The sequence below is a fragment of the Falsiroseomonas tokyonensis genome, from assembly GCF_019024325.1.
Classification (GTDB): Bacteria; Pseudomonadota; Alphaproteobacteria; order Acetobacterales; family Acetobacteraceae; genus Falsiroseomonas; species Falsiroseomonas tokyonensis.
The window spans coordinates 76,028-101,360 of record NZ_JAFNJS010000006.1 but is presented as its reverse complement, the minus strand read 5'-3'; the positions used below and the strand labels follow the sequence as shown (position 1 = coordinate 101,360).

General features: G+C 70.6%; 27 protein-coding genes. 17 read left to right on the top strand and 10 right to left on the bottom strand.

The window, feature by feature from the left end; translation table 11 throughout:
- The first annotated feature begins 139 nt into the window (after nt 1-139).
- The gene (locus tag J3S20_RS19850) at nt 140-424 is read left to right on the top strand and encodes a hypothetical protein (RefSeq protein ID WP_216838256.1); all 285 of its coding nucleotides are present in this window, start codon (nt 140-142) and stop codon (nt 422-424) included.
- A 46-nt stretch (nt 425-470) separates the two neighbouring features.
- Here the strand turns inward: J3S20_RS19850 and J3S20_RS19845 are convergent, their stop codons facing one another.
- The 3 genes from J3S20_RS19845 to J3S20_RS19835 all read right to left on the bottom strand — a co-directional run bounded on the left by J3S20_RS19845 (nt 471) and on the right by J3S20_RS19835 (nt 3,640).
- Nucleotides 471-1,244 (bottom strand): exodeoxyribonuclease III, encoded by a 774-nt coding sequence (locus J3S20_RS19845; RefSeq protein WP_216838558.1) that lies wholly within the window; start codon nt 1,242-1,244, stop codon nt 471-473.
- 79 nt (nt 1,245-1,323) lie between these two features.
- Nucleotides 1,324-3,171 (bottom strand): ATP-binding protein, encoded by a 1,848-nt coding sequence (locus J3S20_RS19840; RefSeq protein WP_216838255.1) that lies wholly within the window; start codon nt 3,169-3,171, stop codon nt 1,324-1,326.
- A gap of 124 nt (nt 3,172-3,295) precedes the next feature.
- Entirely contained in the window at nt 3,296-3,640 is a 345-nt protein-coding gene (locus tag J3S20_RS19835) for a HesB/IscA family protein (RefSeq protein ID WP_216838254.1), read from the bottom strand.
- Between the two features lie 93 nt (nt 3,641-3,733).
- Between J3S20_RS19835 and J3S20_RS19830 the strand changes: the two genes are divergently transcribed.
- From J3S20_RS19830 to serS, 11 genes are all read left to right on the top strand, one after another.
- Nucleotides 3,734-4,903 carry a deoxyguanosinetriphosphate triphosphohydrolase gene (locus tag J3S20_RS19830; RefSeq protein WP_216838253.1) on the top strand — a complete coding sequence of 390 codons (1,170 nt, stop codon included), beginning with the start codon at nt 3,734-3,736 and terminating at the stop codon, nt 4,901-4,903.
- A 30-nt stretch (nt 4,904-4,933) separates the two neighbouring features.
- A complete protein-coding gene (gene argS, locus J3S20_RS19825) occupies nt 4,934-6,709 on the top strand; it encodes an arginine--tRNA ligase (protein WP_216838252.1) in 1,776 nt (591 codons plus the stop codon).
- Complete coding sequence (locus tag J3S20_RS19820; protein WP_216838251.1) at nt 6,706-7,476, top strand: SPOR domain-containing protein; 771 nt, start codon at nt 6,706-6,708, stop codon at nt 7,474-7,476. Before argS ends, J3S20_RS19820 begins: the two co-directional genes overlap by 4 nt.
- A 7-nt stretch (nt 7,477-7,483) precedes the next feature.
- On the top strand, nt 7,484-8,515 hold the full coding sequence (gene nagZ / locus J3S20_RS19815) for a beta-N-acetylhexosaminidase (protein ID WP_216838250.1): 1,032 nt from the start codon (nt 7,484-7,486) through the stop codon (nt 8,513-8,515).
- Complete coding sequence (locus tag J3S20_RS19810) at nt 8,512-9,234, top strand: site-2 protease family protein (protein WP_216838249.1); 723 nt, start codon at nt 8,512-8,514, stop codon at nt 9,232-9,234. Before nagZ ends, J3S20_RS19810 begins: the two co-directional genes overlap by 4 nt.
- A complete protein-coding gene (locus tag J3S20_RS19805; protein ID WP_216838248.1) occupies nt 9,231-10,001 on the top strand; it encodes a segregation and condensation protein A in 771 nt (256 codons plus the stop codon). Before J3S20_RS19810 ends, J3S20_RS19805 begins: the two co-directional genes overlap by 4 nt.
- Nucleotides 9,985-10,629, top strand: a complete 645-nt coding sequence (gene scpB / locus J3S20_RS19800) for an SMC-Scp complex subunit ScpB (protein WP_216838247.1) — start codon at nt 9,985-9,987, stop codon at nt 10,627-10,629. The genes J3S20_RS19805 and scpB overlap by 17 nt, the downstream gene beginning before the upstream one ends.
- The gene (locus J3S20_RS19795) at nt 10,626-11,693 is read left to right on the top strand and encodes an ABC transporter ATP-binding protein (RefSeq protein ID WP_246603046.1); all 1,068 of its coding nucleotides are present in this window, start codon (nt 10,626-10,628) and stop codon (nt 11,691-11,693) included. The genes scpB and J3S20_RS19795 overlap by 4 nt, the downstream gene beginning before the upstream one ends.
- Before the next feature lie 88 nt (nt 11,694-11,781).
- A complete protein-coding gene (gene tatB, locus J3S20_RS19790; protein ID WP_216838246.1) occupies nt 11,782-12,336 on the top strand; it encodes a Sec-independent protein translocase protein TatB in 555 nt (184 codons plus the stop codon).
- A 57-nt stretch (nt 12,337-12,393) separates the two neighbouring features.
- A complete protein-coding gene (gene tatC / locus J3S20_RS19785) occupies nt 12,394-13,146 on the top strand; it encodes a twin-arginine translocase subunit TatC (protein WP_216838556.1) in 753 nt (250 codons plus the stop codon).
- A gap of 78 nt (nt 13,147-13,224) precedes the next feature.
- Nucleotides 13,225-14,496: a serine--tRNA ligase gene (serS, locus tag J3S20_RS19780; RefSeq protein ID WP_216838245.1), complete on the top strand. Its 1,272-nt coding sequence runs from the start codon at nt 13,225-13,227 to the stop codon at nt 14,494-14,496.
- Between the two features lie 46 nt (nt 14,497-14,542).
- Here the strand turns inward: serS and J3S20_RS19775 are convergent, their stop codons facing one another.
- Nucleotides 14,543-14,767: a hypothetical protein gene (locus J3S20_RS19775; protein WP_216838244.1), complete on the bottom strand. Its 225-nt coding sequence runs from the start codon at nt 14,765-14,767 to the stop codon at nt 14,543-14,545.
- 168 nt (nt 14,768-14,935) lie between these two features.
- Nucleotides 14,936-15,823: an ATP-binding protein gene (locus tag J3S20_RS19770; protein ID WP_216838243.1), complete on the bottom strand. Its 888-nt coding sequence runs from the start codon at nt 15,821-15,823 to the stop codon at nt 14,936-14,938.
- A gap of 91 nt (nt 15,824-15,914) precedes the next feature.
- Here J3S20_RS19770 and yajC point away from each other — a divergent pair, with 91 nt between their 5' ends.
- The gene (yajC, locus tag J3S20_RS19765) at nt 15,915-16,253 is read left to right on the top strand and encodes a preprotein translocase subunit YajC (RefSeq protein ID WP_216838242.1); all 339 of its coding nucleotides are present in this window, start codon (nt 15,915-15,917) and stop codon (nt 16,251-16,253) included.
- Between the two features lie 79 nt (nt 16,254-16,332).
- Here the strand turns inward: yajC and J3S20_RS19760 are convergent, their stop codons facing one another.
- Entirely contained in the window at nt 16,333-16,971 is a 639-nt protein-coding gene (locus J3S20_RS19760; RefSeq protein WP_216838241.1) for a superoxide dismutase, read from the bottom strand.
- 130 nt (nt 16,972-17,101) lie between these two features.
- On the opposite strand from J3S20_RS19760, the gene J3S20_RS19755 reads away from it, so the two are divergent.
- Together J3S20_RS19755 and J3S20_RS19750 are read left to right on the top strand one after the other, a co-directional pair.
- Nucleotides 17,102-17,920 (top strand): squalene/phytoene synthase family protein, encoded by an 819-nt coding sequence (locus tag J3S20_RS19755; RefSeq protein ID WP_216838240.1) that lies wholly within the window; start codon nt 17,102-17,104, stop codon nt 17,918-17,920.
- A gap of 40 nt (nt 17,921-17,960) precedes the next feature.
- Complete coding sequence (locus J3S20_RS19750) at nt 17,961-18,707, top strand: molybdate ABC transporter substrate-binding protein (protein ID WP_216838239.1); 747 nt, start codon at nt 17,961-17,963, stop codon at nt 18,705-18,707.
- Nucleotide 18,708: 1 nt separating this feature from the next.
- Here the strand turns inward: J3S20_RS19750 and J3S20_RS19745 are convergent, their stop codons facing one another.
- The 3 genes from J3S20_RS19745 to uvrA form a co-directional block, all read right to left on the bottom strand.
- Nucleotides 18,709-18,951 carry a nucleoside hydrolase gene (locus J3S20_RS19745; protein WP_216838238.1) on the bottom strand — a complete coding sequence of 81 codons (243 nt, stop codon included), beginning with the start codon at nt 18,949-18,951 and terminating at the stop codon, nt 18,709-18,711.
- 8 nt (nt 18,952-18,959) lie between these two features.
- Nucleotides 18,960-19,382, bottom strand: a complete 423-nt coding sequence (locus J3S20_RS19740; protein WP_216838237.1) for a hypothetical protein — start codon at nt 19,380-19,382, stop codon at nt 18,960-18,962.
- 93 nt (nt 19,383-19,475) lie between these two features.
- Complete coding sequence (gene uvrA, locus J3S20_RS19735; RefSeq protein WP_216838236.1) at nt 19,476-22,352, bottom strand: excinuclease ABC subunit UvrA; 2,877 nt, start codon at nt 22,350-22,352, stop codon at nt 19,476-19,478.
- 198 nt (nt 22,353-22,550) lie between these two features.
- Here uvrA and J3S20_RS19730 point away from each other — a divergent pair, with 198 nt between their 5' ends.
- Nucleotides 22,551-23,117 carry a single-stranded DNA-binding protein gene (locus tag J3S20_RS19730; protein WP_216838235.1) on the top strand — a complete coding sequence of 189 codons (567 nt, stop codon included), beginning with the start codon at nt 22,551-22,553 and terminating at the stop codon, nt 23,115-23,117.
- 112 nt (nt 23,118-23,229) lie between these two features.
- The gene (locus tag J3S20_RS19725; protein ID WP_216838234.1) at nt 23,230-24,129 is read left to right on the top strand and encodes a metal-dependent hydrolase; all 900 of its coding nucleotides are present in this window, start codon (nt 23,230-23,232) and stop codon (nt 24,127-24,129) included.
- A 47-nt stretch (nt 24,130-24,176) separates the two neighbouring features.
- Here J3S20_RS19725 and J3S20_RS19720 read toward each other — a convergent pair whose 3' ends face one another.
- The gene (locus J3S20_RS19720; protein WP_216838233.1) at nt 24,177-25,016 is read right to left on the bottom strand and encodes a class I SAM-dependent methyltransferase; all 840 of its coding nucleotides are present in this window, start codon (nt 25,014-25,016) and stop codon (nt 24,177-24,179) included.
- Nucleotides 25,017-25,333: the final 317 nt, after the last annotated feature.

Below are 25,333 nucleotides of genomic sequence, written 5' to 3'. Positions count from 1 at the left end.
TGCTTTAAGGCGGCTCCGCCGCAAACGGCCTTGGCGGCGCCGCGATCGCGCCCGAACCCGGACATGGGCGGGGGGTTAACTCCCTATCAAGCGGCAGGGCCCCCGGACGAAACCGGCCCGCCGCAGGGGAGACCCCGCCATGCGCCGCCTCCGTGCCCTGTTCCTGCTGCTGCCGGCGCTGGTCTTCGCGCCCGGCTGCGTGGTCGCCGCCGATGTCACGCCGGTGGGCGGCTATGGCTACGGCTATGGCTATGCCCAGCCCTACTACGCGCCGCCGCCGCCGCGCTACTACGCGCCGCGCCCGGTCTACCGCCCCTATTACGCGCCGCCGCCCCGCTACTATGGCCCGCCGCGCCACCATGGCGGCTGGGACCGCGGCCGCCACCATGGCCATTATCGCGGCGGCCGCGGCCACTGGCGCTGACGCCGCCCATCCCGGGCCCGGCGGCAGCGCCCGGCCCGGGCCGGAATCAATCCGCCAGGTCCACCACCAGCGGCGTATGGTCCGAGGGCTGTTCCTCCGCCCTCGGATCCACATCCACCGTGCAGGCCGAAAGCCGCTCGGCGAGTTCCGCGCTCAGCAGCGCGTGGTCGATCCGCAGCCCGGCATTGCGCTCGAAGGCCGAGCCATAGTCCCAGTAGGTATAGAGCCGCTCCGGCGCCGGATGCAGAGCGCGCAGCGCATCGGTCAGGCCGAGATGCTCCAGCGCCCGCCATTCGGCCCGCGTCTCCGGCCGCACCAGCGCATCGGTCGGCGGCAGGGCGCCGGGCGCCAGGTCATGCTCGGTGGGGCAGACATTGAAGTCGCCCAGGATGGCGAAGGGCGTGAAGGCATCCAGCCGCGCCTGGGCTTGGCGCCGCAGCCGCTCCATCCAGGCCAGCTTGTACAGGTAGCCCTCCGCGCCGCCGGAATTGCCATTGGGCAGGTAGATGCCCGCCACCTGCATCCCGGCGGCCGAGACCTCGATATAGCGGGCCTGGCTATCGGAATCGTCGCCGGGCAGGGATTCGGCCACCACCTCGAAGGGGATGCGGGCGATCACGGCCACGCCGTTGCGCCCGCCTGTCTGCCCCACCGCATGCACCTGGTAGCCGGCCGAGGTGAAGTCCATCGCCGGGAATTCCTCCGTCCTGCACTTAAGCTCCTGCAGGAACAGCAGGTCCGGCTGCTGCCGCGCCAGGAAGCGCAGGATATGCGGCGCCCGCTTGCGGACGGAGTTCACGTTGAAGCTGGCGAGGCGGATCATGCGGCGGAGACTGCCCGCATGCGGGCCGGATGACCAGTATGGGCGGCCGGCGCGGCCTGCTTCCCAATTCCCAGGCTCAGGCGGGCAGCCAGAGGCTGACGCGGGTGCCGAGGCCAGGCTTGCTCTGGATGCCGAGGCTGCCGCCCAGCCCCTCGGCGAATTGCCGCGCCATGGACAGGCCGAGGCCGGTGCCGCGTCCGGCTTCCTTGGTGGTGAAGAAGGGCTCGCCGGCGCGGCGCAGCACCTCGAGCGGCATGCCGATGCCGGTATCCTCCACCGTCACGCGCAACCGCGGCGTGCCATGCTCGCTTTCTGCGAGGCCCGCCGTCACGCGCACCTCGCCGCCCTCGGGCATGGCATCGCGGGCATTGACGATCAGGTTCAGCAGCACCGTCTCGAACTCCGCCCGATCCGCCTGCAGCGGCGGCAGGTTGGGCTCCGCCGACCAGGCCAGGCGGATGCCGGAGCCGAGCAGACCGCCCACCATCTCCTCCAGCCGGCCGAGCACCACGGCGACGTCGAGGCTTTCCCCCACCTCCCTATCCGGTCCCGTTGATGACCGCCGGCTGTATTCCAGCATGCGGCCGGCGATCCGCCCGCCACGCGCCGCCGTGCCCTGCAGCATGGCGGACAGTCTGCGGACCTGCTCCGGCTGCTCCGCCCGCCGCTCGATGAGGCGGGAGGCCGCCAGCACGCTCTGGATCAGGTTGTTCATGTCATGCGCCGCGCCGGCGGCGATCTGGCCGAGCGCGGTGATACGGGCTGTGCGATGCAGCAGGACCTCGGCCTCCAGGCGCCGCTCCGCCTCCGACCGCGCGCGCATCAGCGCGGCGTATTCGCGCTTCATCCCCAGCTGGGCCAGCCGGATCAGCGCCAGAAGCAGCAGCGCTACCACGCCGGCCGCAGCGGCGAACCCGCCGGCGGCGCGAATCCAGGCCCGGTGCAGCGGCTCCAGACTCAGCCCATAGGCGATGGCCACGTCGTAGCGGTCCAGCCAGCGCGACGCCACAAGGCGGTCGGCGCGCAGCGCGGGCAGGATGGACCGGTCGGAGGCGGGCAGCGCGCTGTCCTCGCGCGTATAGGCCAGCGCCACCCCGTCGCGGCGTGCGGCCGCCTCGATCACCGCCAGCTTCGCGCCCCGCAGGCGCGCATCCTCCGTCGCCGCATCGGGCGGATGCTTGGCCAGGATGCTGCCGTCCCGGCGGATCAGCTGCACCGAGTCGGCGGGGTGGACGACGATGCTCGTATAGAAGGCGGCAAAGGCCCTGATATCGGAGGTGGCCCAGATGACGCCGCCATCGGGCCGCCCCTCGCGGTCCCGCCGGGGGTGGCTGAGCGGGAAGACCATGCGCCCGCGGACGCGGCCGATGAGCGCGGCGCCCAGCTTCGGCGTCACCTCGTTCGGGCCGACGCCCTGCTGCGCCAGGAAATAGTCGCGCTGCGACAGGTCGATGGGCCGCATGGGGAAGGCGAAGCTGGAGGTCTGCACCAGCTGGCCGGCCGGGGAGATCAGGCCGATGGCGCTGGTGCCGGGCGCACTGTCGCGCAGCTGTACCAGGAAATCCGCCACATCCGCGCTGGCGGCGATGGCCGGCCAGTCCAGGTCGATGATGAAGCGATTGACCGCGGTCAGATAGGCTTCCTGGCTTTCCAGCCCCCGCAGCGTATGTTCATGCAGCAGATCGACGGTGTGGGTCAGCCGCGCCTCCGCATCCGCGTGCAGGTCCACCCAGCTTGCCCAGGCCGCCGCGGCGGCGATCGCGAGCGGCAGCACGACCACGGCGATGCAGAGCGGCCAGAAGGTGCGGGGCGCCGCGAAACCGGGCGGCGCCGGCGGTGCGGGCAACGAGTCCAGCCGGGGCTCGCCCTGCGATGTGGCGGCGCCGAGCGGAGCCGGGGCAGGCAAGCCGCTATGCGGGTCCATGCTTCACATTCCCCGCCGAGCCGTTGCGCGCGCTTCCGGCGTCATCGCACCCCCCTCACGAGGTCACGATGAAGCCTGCCACCGGAGCGTGCAAGCGCCCGATCGGGCGGCGGCCTCGGGGGCTTCAGCCGACGGAGAAGCTGGTGCCGCAGCCGCAGGCGCTGACCGCCTGGGGGTTCTTCACCACGAAATGGGCGCCGATCAACGCCTCGGTCCAATCCAGCTCGGCGCCCGCCAGCAGTTCCAGGCTCACCGGATCGACGAAGACGCGGCCGGGGCCCTGGGCCACCACCAGGTCGTCCTCGGCCGGCGCATCCTCCAGGTCGAAACGGTACTGGAAGCCGGAACAGCCCCCGGCATCCACCGCCAGGCGCAGGCCGGCGCCAGGCTTGCCCTGTCGGGCGGCGATCTCCGCCACCTGGGCGGCCGCACGAGGGGTGACGCGGAACGGCGCGATCATGGTGTCCATGATGGCAAGATAGGCCGAGGCGGGCCGCAGTTCCAGGCTTCGCTGCGGCGGCGAGACTTCCAGCCGGCCCGGCCGGATGCTAGGCCCGCGGGGATGGATCCGAAGCGGCTTGCGGACGGGCTGGCCCCCTGGGCGGTCCGCGCCGAAACCTCCCGCGGGCGGCTGCATGCCGAGCCCGGCGGCGGCGCGCGCTCGCCCTTCCAGCGCGACCGCGACCGCATCATCCACGCCACCGCCTTCCGGCGCCTGCAATACAAGACCCAGGTTTTTGTCTATCACGAGGGCGACCACTTCCGGACGCGGCTGACCCATAGCCTGGAGGTGGCGCAGATCGCGCGCTCCATCGCTCGTGAGCTGGCGCTGGAGGAAGACCTGGCGGAGGCGCTGGCGCTGGCGCACGACCTTGGCCACCCGCCCTTCGGCCATGGCGGGGAGGATGCGCTGGATGCGATGATGAAGCCCTATGGCGGCTTCGACCACAACGCCCAGTCGCTGAAGGCCGTGACCCGCCTGGAAGCACGCTATGCCGGCTTCGACGGGCTGAACCTGACCTGGGAGACGCTGGAGGGCCTAGCCAAGCACAATGGCCCGCTGCGCCGGCCCAGCCCCTATATCGTCGAATACGACCGGCAACACTCGCTGGAACTCACCACCCATTCCAGCGCCGAGGCCCAGGTGGCGGCGCTGGCCGACGACATCGCCTATAACAACCACGACCTGGACGACGGCATCCGCGCCGGCCTGTTTACGCTGGAGGAGGCCGCGACCCTGCCTCTGGTCCAGGAAGCCCATGCCGAGGCGCTGCGCGCCAATCCCGGCCTGCCGCGCGATCGCGCGGTGGCGGAGGTGGTGCGCCGGGTGATCAACGCCATGGTGAACGACACGGTGGCCGAGACCCGCCGCCGCATCGCGGCCCTGGCGCCGGGCAGCGCGGCCGATATCCGCGCGCATGACCGGCCGGTGGTGGCGTTCTCGGACGGGATGATGGAGGCGAATAACGAGCTGCGCGCCTTCCTGTTCCAGCGCATGTACCGCCACTGGCGGGTCAATCGCACCACCCAGAAGTGCAAGCGGGCGCTGCAGCTGCTGTTCACCCTGCTGCATGGCGAGCCGCGCCAGCTGCCGCCCTGGTGGCAGGACAAGGCCGGGGAGGCGGGCAGCGCGGCCGCCGCCCAGGCGGTCTGCGACTACCTGGCCGGCATGACCGACCGTTTCGCGCTGGAGGAGCATCGGCGCCTGACCGATCCCTCCATCCCGGGCTAGAACCCCACCTCCGTTTCCGGATTCGCCTGCATGACCCCGACCGCCGACCTGTTTGCCACGATGCGCGCCCATGTGGTCGACGCCCTGACGCAGATCCTGCCGGAACTCCCGCCCGAGGCTTTTGCGCGCGTGCTGGTGGAGCCGCCGAAGGACGCGGCGCATGGCGACATGGCGACGAACGGCGCGATGGTGGTGGCCAAGCAGGCCAAAATGCCGCCGCCCAAGCTGGCAGCGGCGCTCTGCGAGAAGCTGCGCGAACTGCCCGTGGTGGTGGAGGCGACGCCGGCCGGGCCGGGCTTCGTGAACCTCCGCCTTGATGAGGGTTTTGTGCGTGGCGTGGTGCCGGCGGTGCTGGCGGCGGGCCCTTCCTATGGCGATGGGCCGGCGCGGGATGGCGGGCCGGTGAATGTCGAATATGTCTCGGCCAACCCGACCGGCCCGATGCATGTCGGCCATTGCCGTGGCGCCGTGGTGGGCGACGCGCTGGCGCTGCTGCTGCGCAAGGCGGGCTATGACGTCACCCGCGAATACTACGTGAACGACGCCGGCGCGCAGGTGCTGGCGCTCGCCTATGCCACCTACTGGCGCTACCTCCAGGCCCTCGGCACGCCGATGACCGAGGAGGACTACGCCCAATCCGTCCCGGGCGGGCTGCAGTACAAGGGCGAGTACCTGGTGCCCGTCGGCATCGCGCTCCGCCAGATCTTCAAGGACACGCTGGCCGAGCCGGGCGGCATGCCGGCGGCCGCGACCCATTGGCTCGATACGGTGCGGGACTTCACCGTGGAAGCCATGATGTCCGCCATCCGCGAGGACCTGGCGGCGCTGGGCGTGCAGCACGACGTCTTCATCAGCGAGCGCGCCATCGTGGCCGAGGGCTGGCTGGAGAAGGCGGAGGCGACGCTTGCCGCCAAGGACCTGATCTATACCGGCGTGCTGGAGCCGCCGAAGGGCAAGACGCCGGAGGACTGGGAACCCCGCCCGCAGGTGCTGTTCCGCGCCACGCAATACGGCGACGACGTGGATCGCCCCCTGCGCAAGTCCGACGGTTCCGGCACCTACTTCGCCAATGACGTGGCCAACCATTTAGCAAAAATCGAGCGCGGCTTTCCGCAGCTGGTGCAGGTCTGGGGCGCCGACCATGGCGGCTATGTGAAGCGCATGCAGGCGGCCGTCGCGGCGCTGTCGGACCGCAAGGTCTCGCTGGACGTGGTGCTGACCCAGATCGTGCATGTGATGAAGGACGGCGAGCCGGTCCGCATGTCCAAGCGCGCCGGCACCTACGTCACGCTGCGCGACCTGATCGACGAGGTCGGCAAGGACGCCGTCCGCTTCACCATGCTGACGCGCAAGGCGGATGCGCAGATGGAATTCGACCTGAACAAGGTCATCGAGCAGACGCGGGAAAACCCGGTCTTCTACGTGCAATACGCCCATGCCCGCTGCCGCTCCGTCCTTCGCTCCGCCGGCGACCCGGCCCAGGCGGATCTGGCCGGGGTCAGCCTCGATTCGCTGACCGACCCCGCCGAGCTCGCCCTGATCCGCCGCATGGCGGTCTGGCCGCGCACGGTGGAGGCCGCCGCTGCGGCGCGGGAGCCGCATCGAATCGCGTTCTTTCTCCAAGACTTGGCCAGCGACTTTCATGTACTGTGGAACAGGGGGCGTGACGATGCGACGTTGCGCTTCATCCGGGCGGAGGAGCCGGAGGCGACCCAGGCGCGTCTCGCGCTGGTGGCCGCCACTTCGGTGGTCCTGCGCTCAGGCCTCGCGGTGATGGGGGTCGAACCCGTCGAGGAGATGCGATGAGCGATATGATGGTGCCATCCTATCGCGTGCAGCGGGACACCCCGGCGGTGCCCTGGCGCATGCTGGCGGTGGCGGGCGGCATGGTGGCGGTGGTCGCGGTGGGGGCGGGGGGCTACTGGGCCTTCCAGAGCTCGGGCGGTGGCGGCGTTCCGGTGGTGGAGGCCGATCCGCGTCCCTTCAAGGTGCGCCCGGACGATCCGGGCGGGCTGCGCGTGCCCAACCAGAACGCGCTGGTGCTGGAACGCCCGGCCAATCGCCAGGCTAACGCCCAGGCCGTGCGCCCCGGCGGGATGGTGCCGGAGCCGGAGGCGCCGAATATCGACCTGCTGCGCGCCGCCGTGGCCCCGCCGCCGGTGGTGGCGCCGGTTCAGCCCCCGCCGGCCCAGCCGGTGGCCTCCCGCAGCGCGCCCCGCGGCGCGGCGGCGGAAGCCCCGGTGGCGGAACCCGCCGTGGCCCGCAGCGCGGCGCCGGAGCCGGCGCAGACTGTCGCCGCGCCGGCCGTGCCGCGCCCCGTTCCGAATGGCCGGGTGATGGTGCAACTGGCCGCCGTGGGCAGCGAAGAAGGGGCGCGTTCCGAATTCGAGCGCCTTTCCCGCCGCGCCCCCGAGTTGTTCGAGGGCCGTAGCCCCGTGGTGCAGCGCCTGGAACGGGACGGGCAACCCCCGCTGTTCCGCCTGCGCACCGCGGGCTTCGCCGACCAGGACAGCGCCCGGCAGTTCTGCGAGGCGCTGCGCGCGCGCAGCTTCGCCTGCATCCCGGTTCGCTGAGCCGGGCATGACTCCCAAGGCCGCCATCATCGGCATCGCCGGCACGACCCTGTCGGCGGAGGAGGCGGCGCTGTTCCGCCGCCATCGGCCGGCCGGCGCCATCCTGTTCCGGCGCAATGTGGAAAGCCCCGCCCAGGTCACCGCCCTGACCGCCGCGCTGCGGCAGGAGCTGGGGGAGGCGGCGCCGATCCTGGTGGACCAGGAAGGCGGCCGTGTTGCCCGGCTGCGCCCGCCGCACTGGCCGGACTTCCCCGCCGCGGCCCTGTTCGAGGATGCGCCCGCCATGGCGGCGGAGGCGAATGCCACGCTGCTCGGCATGGAATGCGCCGTGCTCGGCCTCGACGTGGTCTGCGCCCCGGTGCTGGACCTGCGGCTGCCCGGCGCGCATGGGGTGATCGGCGACCGCGCCTTCTCGGCCGATCCGGCGGAGGTGGCCCGCCTCGGCGCTGCCTGGGTGCGCGGCCTGCAGCAGGCAGGCTGCATCCCGGTCATCAAGCATATCCCCGGCCATGGGCGGGCGGAGGTGGACAGCCATGATTCGCTGCCCCGCGTCACCGCGGACCGCGCCCGGCTTGCCGCCGACATCGCGCCCTTCCGTGCGCTCTCCGCCGCCGATGGCGGGGCGGGGCTCTGGGCCATGACGGCGCATATCCTCTACACCGCGCTGGATCCGGCGCTGCCGGCGACGCTCTCGCCCGGGCTGATCCGGGACGTGATCCGCGGCGAGATCGGCTTCGACGGCGTGCTGGTCTCGGACGACCTGGCCATGGGCGCCATGGCGGGCCTGTCCAACGACCTGGCCGGCGCCACCATGGCCGCGGGCTGCGACCTGGCGCTGCATTGCACCGGCGTGCTGGCCGAGACCGCGGCGCTGCTTGAAGCCTGCCCGCCGCTGGCCGATTCCGGCGCACGGCGCATGCAGGCGGCGCGGGATGCCATGCTGGCCGCCCGCCGCGTGGTGGAGCCCGACCTGCTGGCCCAGATCCGCGATCGTCTGCTCGCCACCCGATCCTTTGTCACCCGGCCCGCCTTAGCGTGATCGCCGAGATCGCGGCGGTCGCGCTGGCGGCCATCCTCGCCATCACCCTGCATGAGGCGGCGCATGGCTATGCGGCCCGCGCGCTGGGCGATGACACCGCCTGGCTGCTCGGCCGGGTCAGCCTGAACCCGCTGCGGCATGTGGACCCGGTGGGCACCATCCTGCTGCCCGGCCTGCTGCTGGTCACCCAGCTTCTGACCATCGGGCGGGTGGAGGCGATGTTCGGCTGGGCCAAGCCTGTGCCGGTGGATATCTGGCGGCTGCGCGACCCGCGCTGGGGCATGGTGCTGGTCGCCGCCGCGGGGCCGGCCATCAACTTCGCCCTGGCGATCGGCTTCGGCCTGCTGGCGCATCTGGCGACGGCGACGGTGGGCGTGCTGCCGGATGACCTGCTGGACTGGCTGCTGCGCTTCATCGCTCTGTCCATGCTCTACAACGTGATTCTCGCCTGCTTCAACCTGCTGCCCATCCCGCCGCTGGATGGCGGGCGCATCCTGGTGGGCATCCTGCCGGCCCCCGCGGCGCGCGCCGTGGCCAGCCTGGAGCGGTTCGGGCTTTTCATTGTCATCGGGCTGGTGTTCCTGGTTCCCTATCTGGTGCCCGGATTCGATCCCCTGCGGATGCTGATGCAATCCGTGGCACTGCCGGTGCTGGAGGCGATCTTCGTCCTCACCGGTCATGGCGGGGCCCAAGGGGGATCCCCAGGAGGGGTGATGTGACCGATCCGGTGCTGCACCTCAGGCTCGATGGCTACGAAGGTCCGCTGGACCTGCTGCTGGACCTGGCGCGCGCCCAGAAGCTGGACCTGGCCGGCATTTCCATCGTCGCCCTGGTCGACCAGTACCTGGCGGTGATCGAGCAGGCGCGCGGCATGCGGCTGGAACTGCAGGCCGAATGGCTGGTGATGGCCGCCTGGCTCGCCTGGCTGAAGTCCCGCCTTTTGCTGCCGAAGGAGGAAGCCGGGCCGGAGGAAGACCCCGAGGCCCTGGCCAGCCGCTTGACCGATCGCCTGGCGGAGCTGGAGGCAATGCGCGCCGGCGCCGCCTGGCTCGGCCAGCGTCCGCAGCTCGGCCGCGACGTCTTCGGCCGCGGCGCGCCGGAGAACCTGACGGTGGAGGACCGCTCCGGCCTGCGCGCGGACCTTTCCGCCCTCTGCCAGGCCTATGTGGCCGGCCGCCGCCGGGCGCTCGCGCTGCGCCCCTATCGGCCGAAGCCGCGCAAACTTTGGAGCGTGCAGGAGGCACTGGGCCGCCTTTCCCAGCTGCTGGGCGACATGCCGAGCTGGGCCGTGCTGCAGCGTTTCCTGCCGGAAGGGACGGAGCTGGATACGGTGGAACGCCGCGCCGCCCTGGCCAGCACGCTGATCGCCAGCCTGGAGATGGCGCGGGGCGGCGGGCTTGACCTGCGCCAGGACCGCGCTTTCGGCCCGATCCTGCTGCGCAAGGCGGAGCCGGCCGGGAAGGCGGAAGATGTCCAAGCCGCCTGACGACCTGCCCGAGGCAGCGCCGGAGGAACCCGCCGTCAGCGCCGCCGCGCTGCGGCTGGCGGAGGCGTTGCTGTTTGCCTCCGACCGCCCCGTGACGCCCGCCCGGCTGCAATCCCTGCTGGCCGAAGGCGAGGACGCCGCCACGGTGCTGCGCGAACTCGGCCTGGCGCTGGATGGCCGCGGCGTGGTGCTGGTGGAGACCGCCGGCGGCTTCGTGCTGCGCACCGCGCCGGACCTCGCCGCCGCGCTGACCCGCGTGGTGGAGGTGCCGCGCCGCCTGCCGCGCGCGGCCATGGAGGCGCTGGCCGTCATCGCCTGGCACCAGCCGGTGACGCGGGCCGAGATCGAGGAGATCCGCGGCGCCAGCATGGCCCAGTCCACCCTCGAATCCCTGCTGGAACACGGGCTGGTGGCGCCGCGCGGGCACAAGGAGGTGCCGGGCCGCCCGACCCTCTGGGGCACCACCTCCCGCTTCCTGGAGCAGTTCGGGCTGAAGTCGCTGCGCGACCTGCCGCGGCGGGAGGAGCTGGTGAGCGGCGAGACCGCGCCGCTGCTCGATGGGCTGCGGGTGCTGGCGCCGCCCGCCGAGGACCCGTCCGCGCCAGCCGGGGACGAGACCCCCCCTTGAGCATCCGCTTCGAAGGCGTCTCCCACCACTATCCGGAGCGCGGGATGGTGCTGCGCGAGCTGGACCTGGAGGTGGGGCCAGGCGAGATCCTGTGCCTGCTCGGCCCCTCCGGCTGCGGCAAGACCACGCTGCTGCGCCTGGCCTCGGGGCTGGAGCCGCTGCAACGGGGGCGCATCACCCTCGATGGCCGGCTGATCGCCGAGCCGGGGCGGGAGACGCCGCCGGAGGCGCGCGGCGTCGGCTTCGTCTTCCAGGACTATGCGCTGTTTCCCCATTTGACGGTGGAGGAGAACGTCGCCTTCGGCCTGCGCGCCGTGCCGCGCGGCCAGCGCAAGTGGCGCATCATGGATGCGCTGGCCCGGGTCGGGCTGGAAGCCTTCGCCACCGCCTGGCCGCATATGCTCTCGGGCGGGCAGCAGCAGCGCGTGGCGCTCGCCCGGGCGCTGGCGCCGCGTCCGGCCGTGTTGCTGCTGGATGAAGCTTTCGCCAGCCTCGACGCCCGGCTGCGCGAACAGGTGCGCGACGATACGCTGCATGTCCTGCAGGAAGCCGGCATCGCGACCCTGATCGTGACGCATGATGCGGAGGAGGCGATGTTCATGGCCGACCGCATCGCCCTGATGAATGAGGGCCGGATCGAGCAGCTCGGCCCGCCCTCCGCCCTCTACCTCGCGCCCATGACCCGCTTCGTGGCGACTTTCCTGGGCGAGGTGAACCGCCTGCCGGGGCGTATGCGGGACGGCCTGGCCGAAACCCCGATCGGAGCGACGAAACCGCGGGAACCGGCCCCGGTGGCCGAGGGCGGCGCCGTGGAGGTGCTGCTGCGGCCGGAAGGCCTGCGCGTGCTGCCGGCGGATTCCAACAGCGGAACCAGCGCGGAGGTGGAGGCCTGCCGCCTGCTCGGCGCCACCACCCTGGTGCATCTGGCGGTGGCGGACGGGCAGGGGGGCCTGCTGCACCTGCATGCCAGGCTGCCGCCGGGTGCCTGGCTCAGCCGGGGTGATCGCGTGGCGGTGGCGATGGACCCTGAGCGGGCCTTCGTATTCCCGCCCGAGGCTCCCTAGATAGGGGTCGTGCCGGCGGCCGCTTGGATTGGCGGGGGGCGGCGATCCTGCTAACGGATGGGCCCCGCTGGGTCGGGGATGAGGATTCATGCTGGGTCTCGATTGGACCGAACTGGCGCTGATTGCCGTGGTCGCTGTGGTCGTCATCGGCCCCAAGGACCTGCCCGATGCCGTGCGCAGCATCGCCAAGGGAATCCAGAAGCTGCGTCGCATGGCCGGGGAATTCCAGGGCCAGGTGGATGAGGTCGTGCGCGAGGCGAAGCTCGAGGACGTCCGCAACCAGATCAACGAGATCCGCAGCTTCAACGTGCGCGATATCGTCGAGAAGGAATTCGACAAGGACGGCTCGATCCGCAAGACCTTCACCGAGGACCCGATCGGCAACCCGCTGCGCGATGCCTTCGCGCCAGACCCCGCGCATGGTGCGACGGTGACGCCGCCGCCCGTGCAGGCCGGGGCGCCGGTGGTCGAGGCCGGGCCGCCCGTGCCGACCGTGGTGCCGCCCGCCTTCATCCCGCCGGGCGCCACGCCGCCGCCGGCGCCCCTGGCGGCCAGCCAGCCTGCCCCGCCGCCCGCCCCGCCGGCCTTCGTGCCGCCGCCCGCGCCGCCCTCCCTGCCGCCGTCTGGCGCCTCCGCCTCCTGACATACGGATCCCCCCACCGTGCCGCGTGATCCGAACGACGAAATCAACGACAAGCCGATGCCGTTGATCGAGCATCTGATGGAGCTGCGCACGCGGCTCCTGTGGTCTGTCGGCGCCTTCATCATCGCCTTTGCCGTCTGCTATTACTTCTCCCGGCAGATCTACGGCTTCCTGGCCGCGCCGCTGGCGGACATCCTGCAGGCGCAGGGCATGGGCGAGCGGCGGATGATCTTCACCGCGCTGTATGAGGCCTTCTTCACCTACCTGAAGGTCGCCTTCTTCGGCGCCACCTTCTTCAGCTTTCCGATGTGGGCGACGCAGCTCTGGCTGTTCATCGCGCCCGGCCTCTACAAGAGCGAGAAGAACGCGATCACCCCCTTCCTGGTGGTCTCGCCCTTCCTCTTCGTCCTGGGCGCGGCGCTGGCCTATTACTTCATCTTCCCCCTGGCCTGGAGCTTCTTCATCAGCTTCGAGACGCCGGCCGAGGCGGGGACGGTGCCGATCCAGCTGGAGGCGAAGGTCAGTGAATACCTCTCGCTGGTCATGCACATGATCCTGGCCTTCGGCATCGCCTTCCAGCTGCCGGTGCTGCTGACCCTGCTGGCGCGCGTCGGCATCGTCAGCGTCGAGGGGCTGCGCAAGGGCCGTCGCTACGCCATCGTCGGCATGTTCGTGGTGGCCGCCATCATTACCCCGCCCGATATCATCAGCCAGATCGGCCTCGCCGTGCCGCTGATCCTGCTCTACGAGATCTCGATCCTCGCCGCCGTCTGGATGGGGCGGAAGAAGAAGGCGGCCGAGGAGGTCTGAGGCGGCCGGCTCGATTGACGGGCCCGCCACTCTGGCCTAGCCGCTGAGCGCCACACCACGCGCTCAGGTCCCCTTTCCATGCACGACATCAAGGCGGTTCGCGCCAATCCCGAGGCCTTCGACGCGGCGCTGGCGCGGCGATCCCTGCCGCCGGCGGCGGCGGAGGCGCTGCGCCTCGACGACCTGCGGATCGAGGCGGTGCGCCTGGTGCAGGCCGCCCAGACCACGCGCAACGAGCTGTCCCGCCAGATCGGCGCCGCCATGAAGGCCGGCGACACGGCGCTGGCCGAGCGGCTGAAGGCCGAGGTGAAGGCCGCCATGGATGCCGCCGCCGCCGCGACGCCGGAGGCGCATGAGGCGGCGCGGGACGCGCTGCTGGCAGCCCTGCCCAACCTGCTGGCCGGCGACGTGCCCGACGGCGCGGATGAGAGCGCCAATGTGGTGCTGCACACCCATGGCAGCCCGCGCAACTACGCCTTCACCCCGCGCCAGCATTTCGAGCTGGGCGAGGCCTTCGGCATGGATTTCGCCACCGCCGCCAAGTTGGCCGGCGCCCGCTTCACCGTGCTGCGTGGGAAGCTGGCGCGGCTGGAACGCGCGCTCGGCCAGTGGATGCTGAACCTGCATGTGGAGGAGCACGGCTATACCGAGGCCAGCGTGCCCTTGCTGGTGAACGACGCCACCATGTACGGCACCGGCCAGCTGCCGAAGTTCAAGGAGGACCTTTTCGCCACCACGGATGGCCGCTGGCTGATCCCGACGGCGGAGGTGCCGCTGACCAACTTTGTCCGTGGCGAGATTCTTGCGGAATCGGCGCTGCCGATGCGGCTGACCGCGCTCTCGCCCTGCTTCCGCTCGGAAGCCGGCTCCGCCGGGCGCGATACCCGCGGCATGCTGCGCCAGCACCAGTTCCCCAAGGTGGAACTGGTCTCCATCACCCTGCCGGAGCAGTCGGAAGCCGAGCATGAGCGGATGACGGCCTGCGCCGAGCGGGTGCTGACGGAGCTCGGCCTGGTCTGGCGCCGCATGGTGCTGGCTTCCGGCGATACCGGCTTCGGCGCGGCCAAGACCTATGACCTGGAGGTCTGGCTGCCCGGCCAGCAGGCCTGGCGGGAGATTTCCTCCTGCTCCAATTGCCGGGATTTCCAGGCGCGGCGCATGGATGCGCGCTTCCGGCCGGCGGCGGGCAAGGGCACGGAATTCCTGCATACGCTGAACGGCAGCGGCGTGGCCGTGGGCCGCGCGCTGATCGCGGTGCTGGAGACGCATCAGGAGGAGGATGGCAGCGTCACCATCCCCGAGGTTCTCCGCCCCTATCTGGGCGGCCTGGCGCGGCTGGCCCCCGGCTGACCGGGGCGGGCGCCCGCGGCTGGGCGCCCGTTGACCCTGGCCTGGATCAGTCGCCGGCGACGGTGCCCTGCTCGGCGCGATGCGGATTGGTGACCTCGCTCATCCAGATCAGCACGAAGCCGACGAACATCGCCATGACCGAGGCCCAGGCCTCGTGATGCGTCAGGACGGCCAGCACGCCCAGCACCAGGCCCGCGATGAGAGACAGCTTCGTGTTGCGGGCGACCAGGCCGCAGAAGGCGTTCAGCGGCGCGAGCAGGATGGCGAACAAGGCAGTGCTCCTCGGGAAAGCCGCAGGCGGCTTCCACCGGGATGGCGGCTTCGCTGTGGCGGGCGCAGCTTCGCGGCAGGCGGGCGGCAGGGGCAAGGCGGATGCGCATTTGCGTCCGCGAATTCACACCCGCGTCACCCAGCGCGCCGTTTCTGCAATCTTGGGACCTCAGGCCCCGGTCTTCACCCCCAGCCGCCCTGCCATGTCCTGCACGAATTGCCAGGCGACGCGGCCGGACCGGGCGCCGCGAGTCACGCTCCATTCCACCGCCGCGCGGCGCAGTTCGTCTGTGGTAGCGGGCAGGCCGAAGCTGGCGGCATAGCCCTCGACCATGGCGAAGAAGGTGTCCTGGTCGCAGTTGTGGAAGCCGATCCAGAGGCCGAAGCGGTCGGACAGCGAGACCTTCTCCTCGATCGCCTCGCCGGGGTTGATGGCGGTGCTGCGCTCGTTCTCGATCATGTCCCGCGCCATCAGGTGGCGGCGGTTGGAGGTCGCGTAGAACAGGACATTGGCCGGCCGGCCCTCGATGCCGCCATCGAGCACGGATTTCAGCGCTTTGTAGTCGGCATCCTCCCGCTCGAAGGACAGGTCGTCGCAGAAGACCAGACAGCGGCGATCACCGGCCCGCAGGATGTTCAGCAGCTCAGGCAGGGTGCGGATATCCTCTCGCTGGATCTCGATCAGAGCCAGGGCGCCGGGCGCCTCGGCATTGGCCTGGGCATGGGCGGCCTTCACCAGGCTCGACTTGCCCATGCCGCGAGCGCCCCAGAGCATGGCGTTGTTGGCGGGCAGGCCGCGGGCGAAGCGCAGCGTATTCTCCAGCACCAGCGCCTTCTGCCGCTCCACCCCCTGCAGCAGCGTGATGTTGACGGCGGAAACTCGCGGCACCGGGTCCAGCCGCGCCGGCGGGCCGGGGTGCCAGACGAAGGCATCCGCCGCGCCAAGGTCGGGCTTGGCCAGGGCCGGCGGGGCCAGGCGCTCCAGCGCCTCGGCGATCCGGGTCAGGGTGGGCAGCAGGGCATGGGGGTCGGACAAGGGCAGGGGCACCCGGATCATGTATTGACGGAAAGGTCGCGGAAGCTAGGTTGCGGGCCGATGCCCCGCAAGCCTGGGGCGCCGACCCCCTCCAGGAAAGCCGGACCCGATCATGTTCATCTCGCCTGCCTATGCCCAGGATGCCGCCGGTGGCACCGGCGCCGTCGTCATGCAGCTGCTGCCGCTGATCCTGATCTTCGCCGTCTTCTACTTCCTGCTGATCCGCCCGCAGCAGAAGAAGATGAAGGAGCACCGCACCATGCTCGGCGGGCTGAAGCGCAACGACAAGATCATTACCGGCGGCGGCCTGGTCGGCACCGTCACCAAGGTGCGCGACGACAGCGACGAGGTGGAGGTGGAGCTTTCGCCGAACGTCCGCGTGACCGTCGTGCGCGGCACCATCGCCAGCGTAGTGAAGCCGCCGGCGCCGGCGAATGACGTGAAGAGCTAACGCGCGCCGCCTCGGCGGACATGAAAAAGGCGCCGGGGTTGCCCCCCGGCGCCTTCGTCGTTTCCGCTTGGCGGAAGGTTCAGGCCGTCTGGCCGGTGGTCAGGCCGCCCTTGTCCATCAGGCCGGCGACCACTTCCCAATCGACCAGCTTGTTCAGGAAGTTGTCGAGGTAGTTCGGGCGCACGTTGCGGAAGTCCAGGTAATAGGCGTGCTCCCAGACGTCGCAGCCGAGAATCGGCGTGCCCTCGCCGGTGGCGACAGGGTTGGAGCCGTTCGGGGTCTTCGTCACCTTCAGCTTGCCGTCGGTGCCGATGATCAGCCAGGCCCAGCCGCTACCGAACTGCGTCACGCCGGCCTGCTTGAAGGCCTCCTTGAAGGCGGCCAGGCCGCCGAGGTCGCTGTCGATCTTCGCGGCGAGCTTGCCCGGCAGCTTGTCCCCGCCGCCGTTCGGCGACATCACCTGCCAGAACAGCGCATGGTTCCAATGCTGGCCGGCCTGGTTCAACACCGGCAGGCCATCGGCGCCGGCCTTGCCGGCCTCGGCCACGATGGTCTCCAGCGACTTGCCGGCCAGGCCCTTGGACTCGATCAGCCCGTTCAGCGCCGTGACATAGGCGTTGTGGTGCTTGCCGTGGTGCAGCTCCAGCGTCTCCTGGCACATGCCCTGGGCGGCGAGGGCGGAGGTCGAATAGGGCAGGGGCGGCAGGGTAAAGGGCATGGGGTCTCTCCCGTTTGGGGGCTTTGGCCAGCTTGCGGGGTGGTCCCCGCGACCGGTGAAAGACCTAGGCGTGGCCTCGGGGACCGTCAACCGCACTTGCGGGTCGCGCCGCGGACCGTCATCAGGCGGCATGGCCAGCCACCCGCTTTCCCCGCTCGGCGCCTTCGTGCGGCAGCATGACCCGGACCGCTACCTCGCCGCGCTGTTCGCCCCCGCGACGCGGCGGGAGGCCTTGTTCGCCCTGATCGCCTTCAACCACGAACTGGCCCGGGCAAGGGAGGTGACGAGCACGCCGATCGCCACCCTGATCCGCCTGCAATGGTGGCGCGACGCGGTGGCCGAGGCCGCCGACGGCCGCCCAGCCCGCCGGCATGAGGTGGCCGGCCCGCTGCACCAGGCGATCACCGAGGGCGCGCTGGATGCAGCCGCACTCTCCGCCCTGATCGATGCGCGGGAGGCGGAGGCAGAGCCCGAGGGCATCCCGACGCGGGAGGCCTTTGGCGCCTATCTGCGCGCCGGGCCGGGCGGCTTCGCGGTGGCGGCCGGGCGGCTGCTGGGTGTCGCGGATGCCGCGCTGCCGGTGCTGCAGCGGCTGGGCGCGCTGCAGGGCCTAGCGGGCGTCCTGCGCAGCGTGCCGGCGCATGCCACCCAGGGCCGCTGCCTGTTGCCGCAGGATGCGCTGGCGGAGGCCGGGCTGAGCCAGGAGGGCGTGATCGCCGAGCCCGCGACCGCCGAGCCGCTGCGCCGGGCCTTGGCCGAGGAGGGCTCCGCGCAACTGGCCAAGGCGCGTGCGGAAGACCTGCCGCGCCAGGCCCTGCCGGCCGCGCTGCCCGTGGTGCTGGCGGCGCGCGACCTGGCCCGGCTGGCGGCGGGCCTGCCGATTCCTGCGCCGCGCGGCCTGGGGGATCGGATCGCAATCATTTGGGCAGGCTTTCGCGGCAGGCTTTAGGCATGTCACGATCCCGGAAAGACCGGGGAGGAGCCGCGCCATGCCGTCACGCCGCCTGTTTCTGGGCCTGCCCCTCGTGATGGCGGCCGCCGCCGCCCGGGCGCAGCCCGCCACGCCGCCCATCTTCGCCGCCGGCGCGGTGAAGCACGCGGTGGAGGAGGTTCTGGCGCCGCTCGGCGCCGGCGCACCGGCGGCGGCCTTCGACACGGTGGGCGCGCTGCGCGACCGCATCCTGGGGGGCGAGCGGCCGCAGTTCACGCTGCTCAGCGCGGAGGCCATCGCGGCGCTGTCTGCGCGGGGGCTGGTGCCGGCGGATGGCGTGGTGGAGATCGGCCGCACCGGCGTGGCGTTGGGCGCCCCGGCGGGCCGTCCCGTGCCGGATATCGCAACCCCCGAGGCCTTCCGGGCCGCGCTTCTGGCGGCAGAGAGCATCGCCTATGCCGACCCCGCCCGCGGGGCCACCGCCGGGCGCCATGTGGCGGCGGTGATCGCGCGGCTGGGGCTGACAGAGGCACTGGCCCCCAAACTGCGGCTGGTCCGCTTCGGCGTGGAGGGGGTGGAGATGGCCAGCCGCGGCGAAGTCGCGCTGGCCTTCAGCCAGGCCACCGAGATCATCGACCGCCCTGGCGTGCAGTTGGTGGGACTGCTGCCGGACGCATTGCAGCTCTGGACCATCTATCGCGCCGCCGTGGTGCAGGACGGGCCGGAGGCGCGACGCCTGCTGGCGCTGTTCGGCACGGAGGCCGGCCGGGCGGCCTTCGCCCGGATCGGCTTCCGGCCGGGCTGAGCTAGCTGCGCGCCAGCCTTTCCCACAGCAGGTCGGAGAATCCCGGCGCGTCCAGCCGGTTCAGCACCGTGGCATTGGGCGGCTTGCCCGTGGTGCCGGAGAAGTCGCCGACCGTCTGGCCGAAGCTGTGCTGACCGGACAGTTCCACCGCCACATGCGCAGGCCGGACGCCGAACAGCTCCGGCCGCAGCAGATAGGCGATCACGGTCGGGGCGTGCAGCGGGCCGCCGCCGCCAGCCGCCACCCGCAAGTTCAGCCCAGCATGATCGGCCGCACCGATTGCCGCGCCTGGCGGGCTTCCGCCTCCGGCAGCGGGTCCAGCCCATAGATCAGGATGCCCATCTGCATCCCGTCGCTGCGCACGCGGTAGACCGAATCCACCGCCACCGCCGCCGCCTGGGCGGCGTATCCGCCGAAGAAGGTGATCTGCATCCGCTCCGGCCGGTCGAGGCTGAGGCGCAGGCGGCCCGCATCTTCCGTGGCCAGCCCCGCCGCGACGGCGAGGCGGAGCGAGATGGTCTGGTCCAGATGGTCTGAGACGAAGCGGCCGAAGCTCTCGGCCGTGTCCTCGGTCAGCCGGCCGCGCAGCTCATCCAACCGCGCCTGTGCCCAGCCGGGGCGGGCGAGGAGCAGGGCGGGCAAGGCGAGCAGCGTCGTGCGTCGGGCGAAAGGCATGGGGCACCTCACAGTCTGCGTCACCCCTTCCAAGTCCGGGAATGCGGCAGGGTCGTGACCCCGCCGGCGCCTCTCAAGCGATGGTGAGGCGCCTCACGCCCGCTTGCGCTTCTTCACCACGACCGGCGCCTGCACCTCGCCCTCGCGGGCCAGGATGGGGCCGAGGAAGCGGCCGGTATGGCTTTCGGGCTCTGCGGCCACCTGTTCCGGCGTGCCCTTGGCGACGATGCGGCCACCGCCCTCGCCACCCTCCGGCCCGAGGTCCAGCACCCAGTCGGCGGTCTTGATGACCTCCAGATTGTGCTCGATCACGACGACCGTGTTGCCCTGCGCGACCAGCGCATGCAGCACTTCCAGCAGTTTTCGGACGTCCTCGAAATGCAGCCCCGTCGTGGGCTCGTCGAGGATATAGAGCGTGCGGCCGGTGGCGCGGCGCGAGAGCTCCTTGGACAGCTTGATGCGTTGCGCCTCGCCGCCGCTCAGCGTGGTGGCCTGCTGCCCGAGATGGATATAGCCGAGGCCGACATCGCGCAGCACCACCAGCTTGTCGCGGATGGCGGGCACGGCGGAGAAGAACTCCGCGCCCTCATCCACCGTCATGTCCAGCACATCCGCGATGGATTTGCCGCGGAACTTCACTTCCAGCGTCTCGCGGTTGTAGCGCTTGCCCTTGCAGGTGTCGCAGGTGACGTAGACGTCGGGTAGGAAATGCATCTCGATCTTCAGCACGCCGTCGCCCTGGCAGGCCTCGCAGCGGCCGCCCTTGACGTTGAAGCTGAAGCGACCGGGGGCGTAGCCGCGCGCGCGGGAATCGGGAAGTTCGCTGAACCAGTCACGGATCGGCGCAAACAGCCCCGTATAGGTGGCGGGGTTCGATCGCGGCGTGCGGCCGATCGGCGACTGGTCGATGTCGATGATCTTGTCGAGATGTTCCAGCCCCTCGATCCGCTCATGCGGCGCCGGCACCTCGCCGCTGCCCATCAGGCGACGCGAGGCCGCCTTGAACAGCGTCTCGATGATCAGCGTGGACTTGCCGCCGCCCGAAACACCGGCGATGCAGCAGAAGGTGCCGAGCGGAATCTCCGCCGTCACATCCTTCAGGTTGTTGCCGCGCGCGCCCACGACGCGAACCATGCGCTTCGGATCGATGGCACGGCGCATCTCCGGCATCGGGATGCGGCGCTTGCCGGACAGATACTGGCCGGTGACGCTCTCGGGATTCGCCTCCACCTCCGCCGGCGTGCCCTGCGCGATGATGCGGCCGCCGCCCTTGCCGGCGGCGGGGCCGATATCGATCAGGTGGTCGGCGCTGCGGATCGCATCCTCGTCATGCTCGACCACCAGCACCGTATTGCCGATGTCGCGCAGCCGCCGAAGCGTCTTCAGCAGGCGTTCGTTGTCGCGCTGGTGCAGGCCGATGCTGGGTTCGTCTAGCACATAGAGCACGCCGGTGAGGCCCGACCCGATCTGCGAGGCGAGCCGGATGCGCTGCGATTCCCCGCCCGAGAGCGTCGCGGAGGACCGGCCGAGGCTGAGGTAATCCAGCCCCACATCGACCAGGAACTGCAGCCGTTCCTCGATCTCGCGCAGGATGCGGCGCGCGATCTCCTGCCGCTGCGGCGTCAGCGTCGGCATCACCCCCGCGAACCATTTGCGGGACTTGATGATCGAGAGGTCGTTGACCATGCCGATATGCTCGCCGGCGATCTTCACCGACAGCGCCTCCGGCTTCAGGCGATGGCCGTTGCAGACGGGGCAGGGGCGTGAGGCTTGGTAGCGGGAGAGATCCTCGCGCACCCAGGGATTGTCGGTCTCGCGGTAGCGGCGTTCGAGGTTCGGGATGACGCCCTCGAAGGCCTTCTTCACGTCATAGGCGCGCAGCCCGTCCTTGTACTTCAAGGTCACGACTTCGCTGCCGGTGCCGTGCATGACCACCTGGCGAAACGCCTTGGTCAGGTCGCCCCATTGCGTGGTCATGGAGACCTTGTAGTGCCGCGCCAGGCTTTCCAGCGTCTGGTCGTAATAGGGCGACTGCGCGCCGGCCCAGGGCTGCACCGCGCCATCCTTCAGCGACTTGGTGTCATCCGGCACCACCAGCTGCGGGTCGAAGAAGTTCTGGGTGCCGAGGCCGTCGCAGGTCGGGCAGGCGCCCTGCGGGCTGTTGAAGGAGAAGAGCCGCGGCTCGATTTCCTCGATGGTGAAGCCGGAGACCGGGCAGGCGAATTTCTGGCTGAAGACGGTGCGCTCGCCGCCATCGGCGGGCTCCGCGTAAGCCACCCCATCCGCCAGGCCCAGCGCCGTCTCCAGGCTGTCCGCCAGGCGCGCCTCGATACCCTCGCGGACCACGATGCGGTCCACCACCACCTCGATATCGTGCTTCAGCTTCTTGTTGAGGTTCGGCACCTCCGCGATCTGGTGCAGCGTGCCGTTCACCTTCACCCGCTCGAAGCCGCGCCGCTGGAATTCGAGGAAATCCTTCTTGAACTCGCCCTTCTTGCCCTTGGCCACCGGCGCCAGCAGCAGCAGCCGCGTGCCCTCCGGCATCGCCATGATGCGATCGACCATCTGGGAGACCGTCTGCGCCTCAATCGGCAGGCCGGTGGCCGGCGAATAGGGCACGCCGACGCGCGCCCAGAGCAGGCGCATATAGTCGTGTATTTCCGTCACCGTGCCGACGGTGGAGCGCGGATTGTGGCTGGTGGTCTTCTGCTCGATGGAAATCGCCGGGGACAGGCCCTCGATGCTGTCCACATCCGGCTTCTGCATCAGCTGCAGGAACTGCCGCGCATAGGCGGACAGCGACTCGACATAGCGGCGCTGGCCCTCGGCATAGATCGTGTCGAAGGCGAGCGACGATTTGCCGGAGCCGGACAGGCCGGTGACCACCGTCAGCGTATCCCGCGGAATATCGATGTCGATGTTCTTGAGGTTGTGCTCCCGCGCGCCGCGGACGCGGATCTGGCCGCTCATGGATGGTCCACCGATTTTCGAGGGGACGCCGGTCCCGCGGAACGGGCTGGCGTTCACAATGTGTTCTGGTTAATCTGCCACCATATAGGTGGTCCGGGAAGAGGTTTTGCGAGGTGCGGCCGGTGCAGGGCTGCTGCGACTGGCAGGGCCTTCACCTTCCGGCTAGGCTCGGCGGTTGAGATCGAGGGAATTGCGGCCATGGCCGGTGTCAACAAAGTTATCCTGGTGGGCCGGCTCGGCCGCGACCCGGAAGTGCGGAATTTCCAGAATGGCGGCCGGGTGGTGAACCTGCGCCTGGCAACCTCCGAACGCTTCAAGGACCGCGAGGGCAACCAGCAGGAGCGGACCGAATGGCATTCGGTCGCCATCTTCAATGAGAAGCTGGGCGAGATCGCGGAGAAGTACCTGAAGAAGGGCTCCGAGGTCTATGTCGAGGGCCAGCTCGAGACCCGGAAGTGGCAGGACCAGGCGGGCCAGGACCGCTATTCCACCGAGATCGTGCTGCGCCAGTTCCGCGGCGAGATCGCGCTGCTGGGCGGCCGCGCCGGCGGCGGTGCCGATCCGGGCGAGGGGGATACGGGCGGCTATGGCGGCGGTGGCGGCGGCGGGGGCTATGGCGGCGGCGGCGGTAGCCGCGCCTCGGCCCCGGCCCGCTCGGGCGGCGGCGGCTGGGACAATAGCGGCGGCGGCGCGCGGTCTGGCGGCGGCGGCCGTAGCGCGCCTCCCAAGGGCGGCAGCGACCTGGACGACGATATTCCCTTCTGAGACATCGTCTCAGATAACCATCTTCAGTCGCGCAGAATACGGCGCAATACGGTAGTCCCAAATACAGGACTTTCGCTTGATGCAAGACGGAGGGTCACGTAATCTCTTTTACGTGATTCCTCCGACCTCGCACCCCCGCCAGACGCCGATCGAGATCATCCGGCGCCGCGTGCGGCTGACCTATGATTCCGCTCGCGCGCGCGGCTGGACCAAGCTGCCGCGGGTGAACGAGACCGGGCTGAACGCCATCTCCTTCCTGTTCCCGGTGGGCGAGGCCTTCTTCTGCCGCTCCGTGGCGCATTACCGCGACCGCATCACCGATCCGGTGCTGCGGGATGCAGCGGACCGCTTCATCCACCAGGAAGCGATGCATTCCCGCGAACACGCCCGCTCCAACCGGGCCTTGCAGGAGGCGAAGGTGCCGGGGGCGGAGCTGGAGTCGCTGGCGCGCTTCCTGCTCGGCCTCAGCAAGGCGGTCCTGCCGCGCTCCACGCAGCTCGCCATGACCTGCGCCATGGAACATTTCACCGCCATGCTGGCCGAACGGCTGCTGGCCAAGCGCACCCTGTACCGGGAGGGCGTCGACCCCGATTTCGCCAATCTCTGGCTCTGGCATGCGGCGGAGGAGATCGAGCACAAGGCCGTCTGCTTCGACGTCTATGACCACATCTTCGGATCGGGCTTCTGGGCCTGGCTGCATCGCTGCGCGGCGATGGGGATGGTCACCTTCTTCGGCGGCGGCGGGCTACTGGCCGGGCTGATGGTGATGCGGATCAAGGCGATGCGGCGGCGTGGTGCCGGCCCGGCGGGGCCAGGCGGGGGCGGGGGCGGGGGCGGCGGAACCTCGCTGCGCGTGATCTTCGGCGGCGTCGCGGCCAGGGCCTACTACGATTACTTCCGGCGGGACTTCCACCCCTGGGACCAGGATGACCGACCGCTGCTGGAAGCCTGGAAGATGGAACATCCGGGCTTCGGCCTGGGCGGCGACCATCACGCCCATGCGCATGGCTGACCTGGCCGGCTGATCCGCGGTCCACGCCCTCCGGGCCAGCCTTCCGTTCAGCTGCGGTCGAAGCGCAGCAGGCTGTATTTCAGCAATCCGCTGCGGCCATAGAAATCCAGCAGCCCGATCAGCGGCCCGCTGAATCCCGCCACCAGCCGGCTGCCGCCATGGTGCCGCGCCAGATACTTCAGGAAGGCATAGGTGGGCAGGGTATGGCGGGTGATGTCGCGCAGCGTCGCCACCCGCAGCCCGGCCAGCGCCGCCAGCCGGCGATAGCCGGAAGCGGTGCAGGAGGTATCGCATTCCCCCAGCACATTGATCCGCTGCAGCGCCTTCAGCTTCGGCAGCCGCCCGAAGGGCGCGAAGAACGGGGAGGGGACGAAATCCGACAGCACCAGCACGCCGCCCGGCCGCAGCACGCGCCGGACCTCGGCCAGGAAGGCGCGGCGGGAGGGGAAGTGGAAGATGCATTCCACCGCCAGGACGCGGTCGAAGCTGGCATCGGCGAAGGGCAGTGTGCAGGCATCGGCCGCGACGAAGCCGATGCGGCTGTCCGGGCGCGGCGCCGCCAGGCGGGCGGCGCGTTGCAACTGGCGCGGATCGATGTTCAGCCCGACCAGGTCCAGCCGCTCCACCCGCTCCTCCAGCGTCGCTATGGTGCCGCCGAAGCCGCAGCCGGCATCCAGCACCCGCATTCCGGGGCGGATCTCGGCTAGGTCCAGCAGTTCAAGGCTCAGCCGTTCCGCGGCGCGGCCGTAATCCTCGGGCGAATCGGGGCGGGCGGCGGCCGGGTTGGGCCAGTAGCCCCAGTGGATATGGCGGCCGAAGCTGCGCTCCAGCGCCGGGTTGCCGCGGGCCAATTGGCCGAGGAGCTGGTCGATATAGGGCAGGGTCATGCCCTGGATCCGCCCGCCTGCCGCATCGCCACCCCTTCCGCCGCCGCATGCGGCCCTTCGCCATTCATGCTAAGCCAGGACCGGCGGATGCGAAACGCGGCCCGCGCACGGTGGCGGGCCCGGCATGGGCCCGGAATCGCTGGCCTCCCGGCGGTTGCACCCCTTCCGCCAGGGCCAGGAATTGCCTAATCCACCCGCGCCGGCCCCGCCACGTCTGGCGCTGCCTTTGCCCGGCCCTGCCGCGCAGGGGCCATCGATGAGGAATCCGCGTTGAGCGACACGTCACCGCCGCCGGGCGACCCCACCCCCGGGCCGAA

What these genes read in the sequence shown, in the direction of transcription:
- J3S20_RS19850 (WP_216838256.1), top strand. Translation starts at nt 140, where the DNA reads ATGCGCCGCCTCCGTGCCCTGTTCCTGCTGCTGCCGGCGCTGGTCTTC.
- J3S20_RS19840 (WP_216838255.1), bottom strand. Translation starts at nt 3,171, where the DNA reads ATGGACCCGCATAGCGGCTTGCCTGCCCCGGCTCCGCTCGGCGCCGCC.
- J3S20_RS19835 (WP_216838254.1), bottom strand. Translation starts at nt 3,640, where the DNA reads ATGGACACCATGATCGCGCCGTTCCGCGTCACCCCTCGTGCGGCCGCC.
- J3S20_RS19830 (WP_216838253.1), top strand. Translation starts at nt 3,734, where the DNA reads ATGGATCCGAAGCGGCTTGCGGACGGGCTGGCCCCCTGGGCGGTCCGC.
- argS (WP_216838252.1), top strand. Translation starts at nt 4,934, where the DNA reads ATGACCCCGACCGCCGACCTGTTTGCCACGATGCGCGCCCATGTGGTC.
- J3S20_RS19820 (WP_216838251.1), top strand. Translation starts at nt 6,706, where the DNA reads ATGAGCGATATGATGGTGCCATCCTATCGCGTGCAGCGGGACACCCCG.
- nagZ (WP_216838250.1), top strand. Translation starts at nt 7,484, where the DNA reads ATGACTCCCAAGGCCGCCATCATCGGCATCGCCGGCACGACCCTGTCG.
- scpB (WP_216838247.1), top strand. Translation starts at nt 9,985, where the DNA reads ATGTCCAAGCCGCCTGACGACCTGCCCGAGGCAGCGCCGGAGGAACCC.
- tatB (WP_216838246.1), top strand. Translation starts at nt 11,782, where the DNA reads ATGCTGGGTCTCGATTGGACCGAACTGGCGCTGATTGCCGTGGTCGCT.
- tatC (WP_216838556.1), top strand. Translation starts at nt 12,394, where the DNA reads ATGCCGTTGATCGAGCATCTGATGGAGCTGCGCACGCGGCTCCTGTGG.
- serS (WP_216838245.1), top strand. Translation starts at nt 13,225, where the DNA reads ATGCACGACATCAAGGCGGTTCGCGCCAATCCCGAGGCCTTCGACGCG.
- J3S20_RS19770 (WP_216838243.1), bottom strand. Translation starts at nt 15,823, where the DNA reads ATGATCCGGGTGCCCCTGCCCTTGTCCGACCCCCATGCCCTGCTGCCC.
- yajC (WP_216838242.1), top strand. Translation starts at nt 15,915, where the DNA reads ATGTTCATCTCGCCTGCCTATGCCCAGGATGCCGCCGGTGGCACCGGC.
- J3S20_RS19760 (WP_216838241.1), bottom strand. Translation starts at nt 16,971, where the DNA reads ATGCCCTTTACCCTGCCGCCCCTGCCCTATTCGACCTCCGCCCTCGCC.
- J3S20_RS19755 (WP_216838240.1), top strand. Translation starts at nt 17,102, where the DNA reads ATGGCCAGCCACCCGCTTTCCCCGCTCGGCGCCTTCGTGCGGCAGCAT.
- J3S20_RS19750 (WP_216838239.1), top strand. Translation starts at nt 17,961, where the DNA reads ATGCCGTCACGCCGCCTGTTTCTGGGCCTGCCCCTCGTGATGGCGGCC.
- J3S20_RS19740 (WP_216838237.1), bottom strand. Translation starts at nt 19,382, where the DNA reads ATGCCTTTCGCCCGACGCACGACGCTGCTCGCCTTGCCCGCCCTGCTC.
- uvrA (WP_216838236.1), bottom strand. Translation starts at nt 22,352, where the DNA reads ATGAGCGGCCAGATCCGCGTCCGCGGCGCGCGGGAGCACAACCTCAAG.
- J3S20_RS19730 (WP_216838235.1), top strand. Translation starts at nt 22,551, where the DNA reads ATGGCCGGTGTCAACAAAGTTATCCTGGTGGGCCGGCTCGGCCGCGAC.
- J3S20_RS19720 (WP_216838233.1), bottom strand. Translation starts at nt 25,016, where the DNA reads ATGACCCTGCCCTATATCGACCAGCTCCTCGGCCAATTGGCCCGCGGC.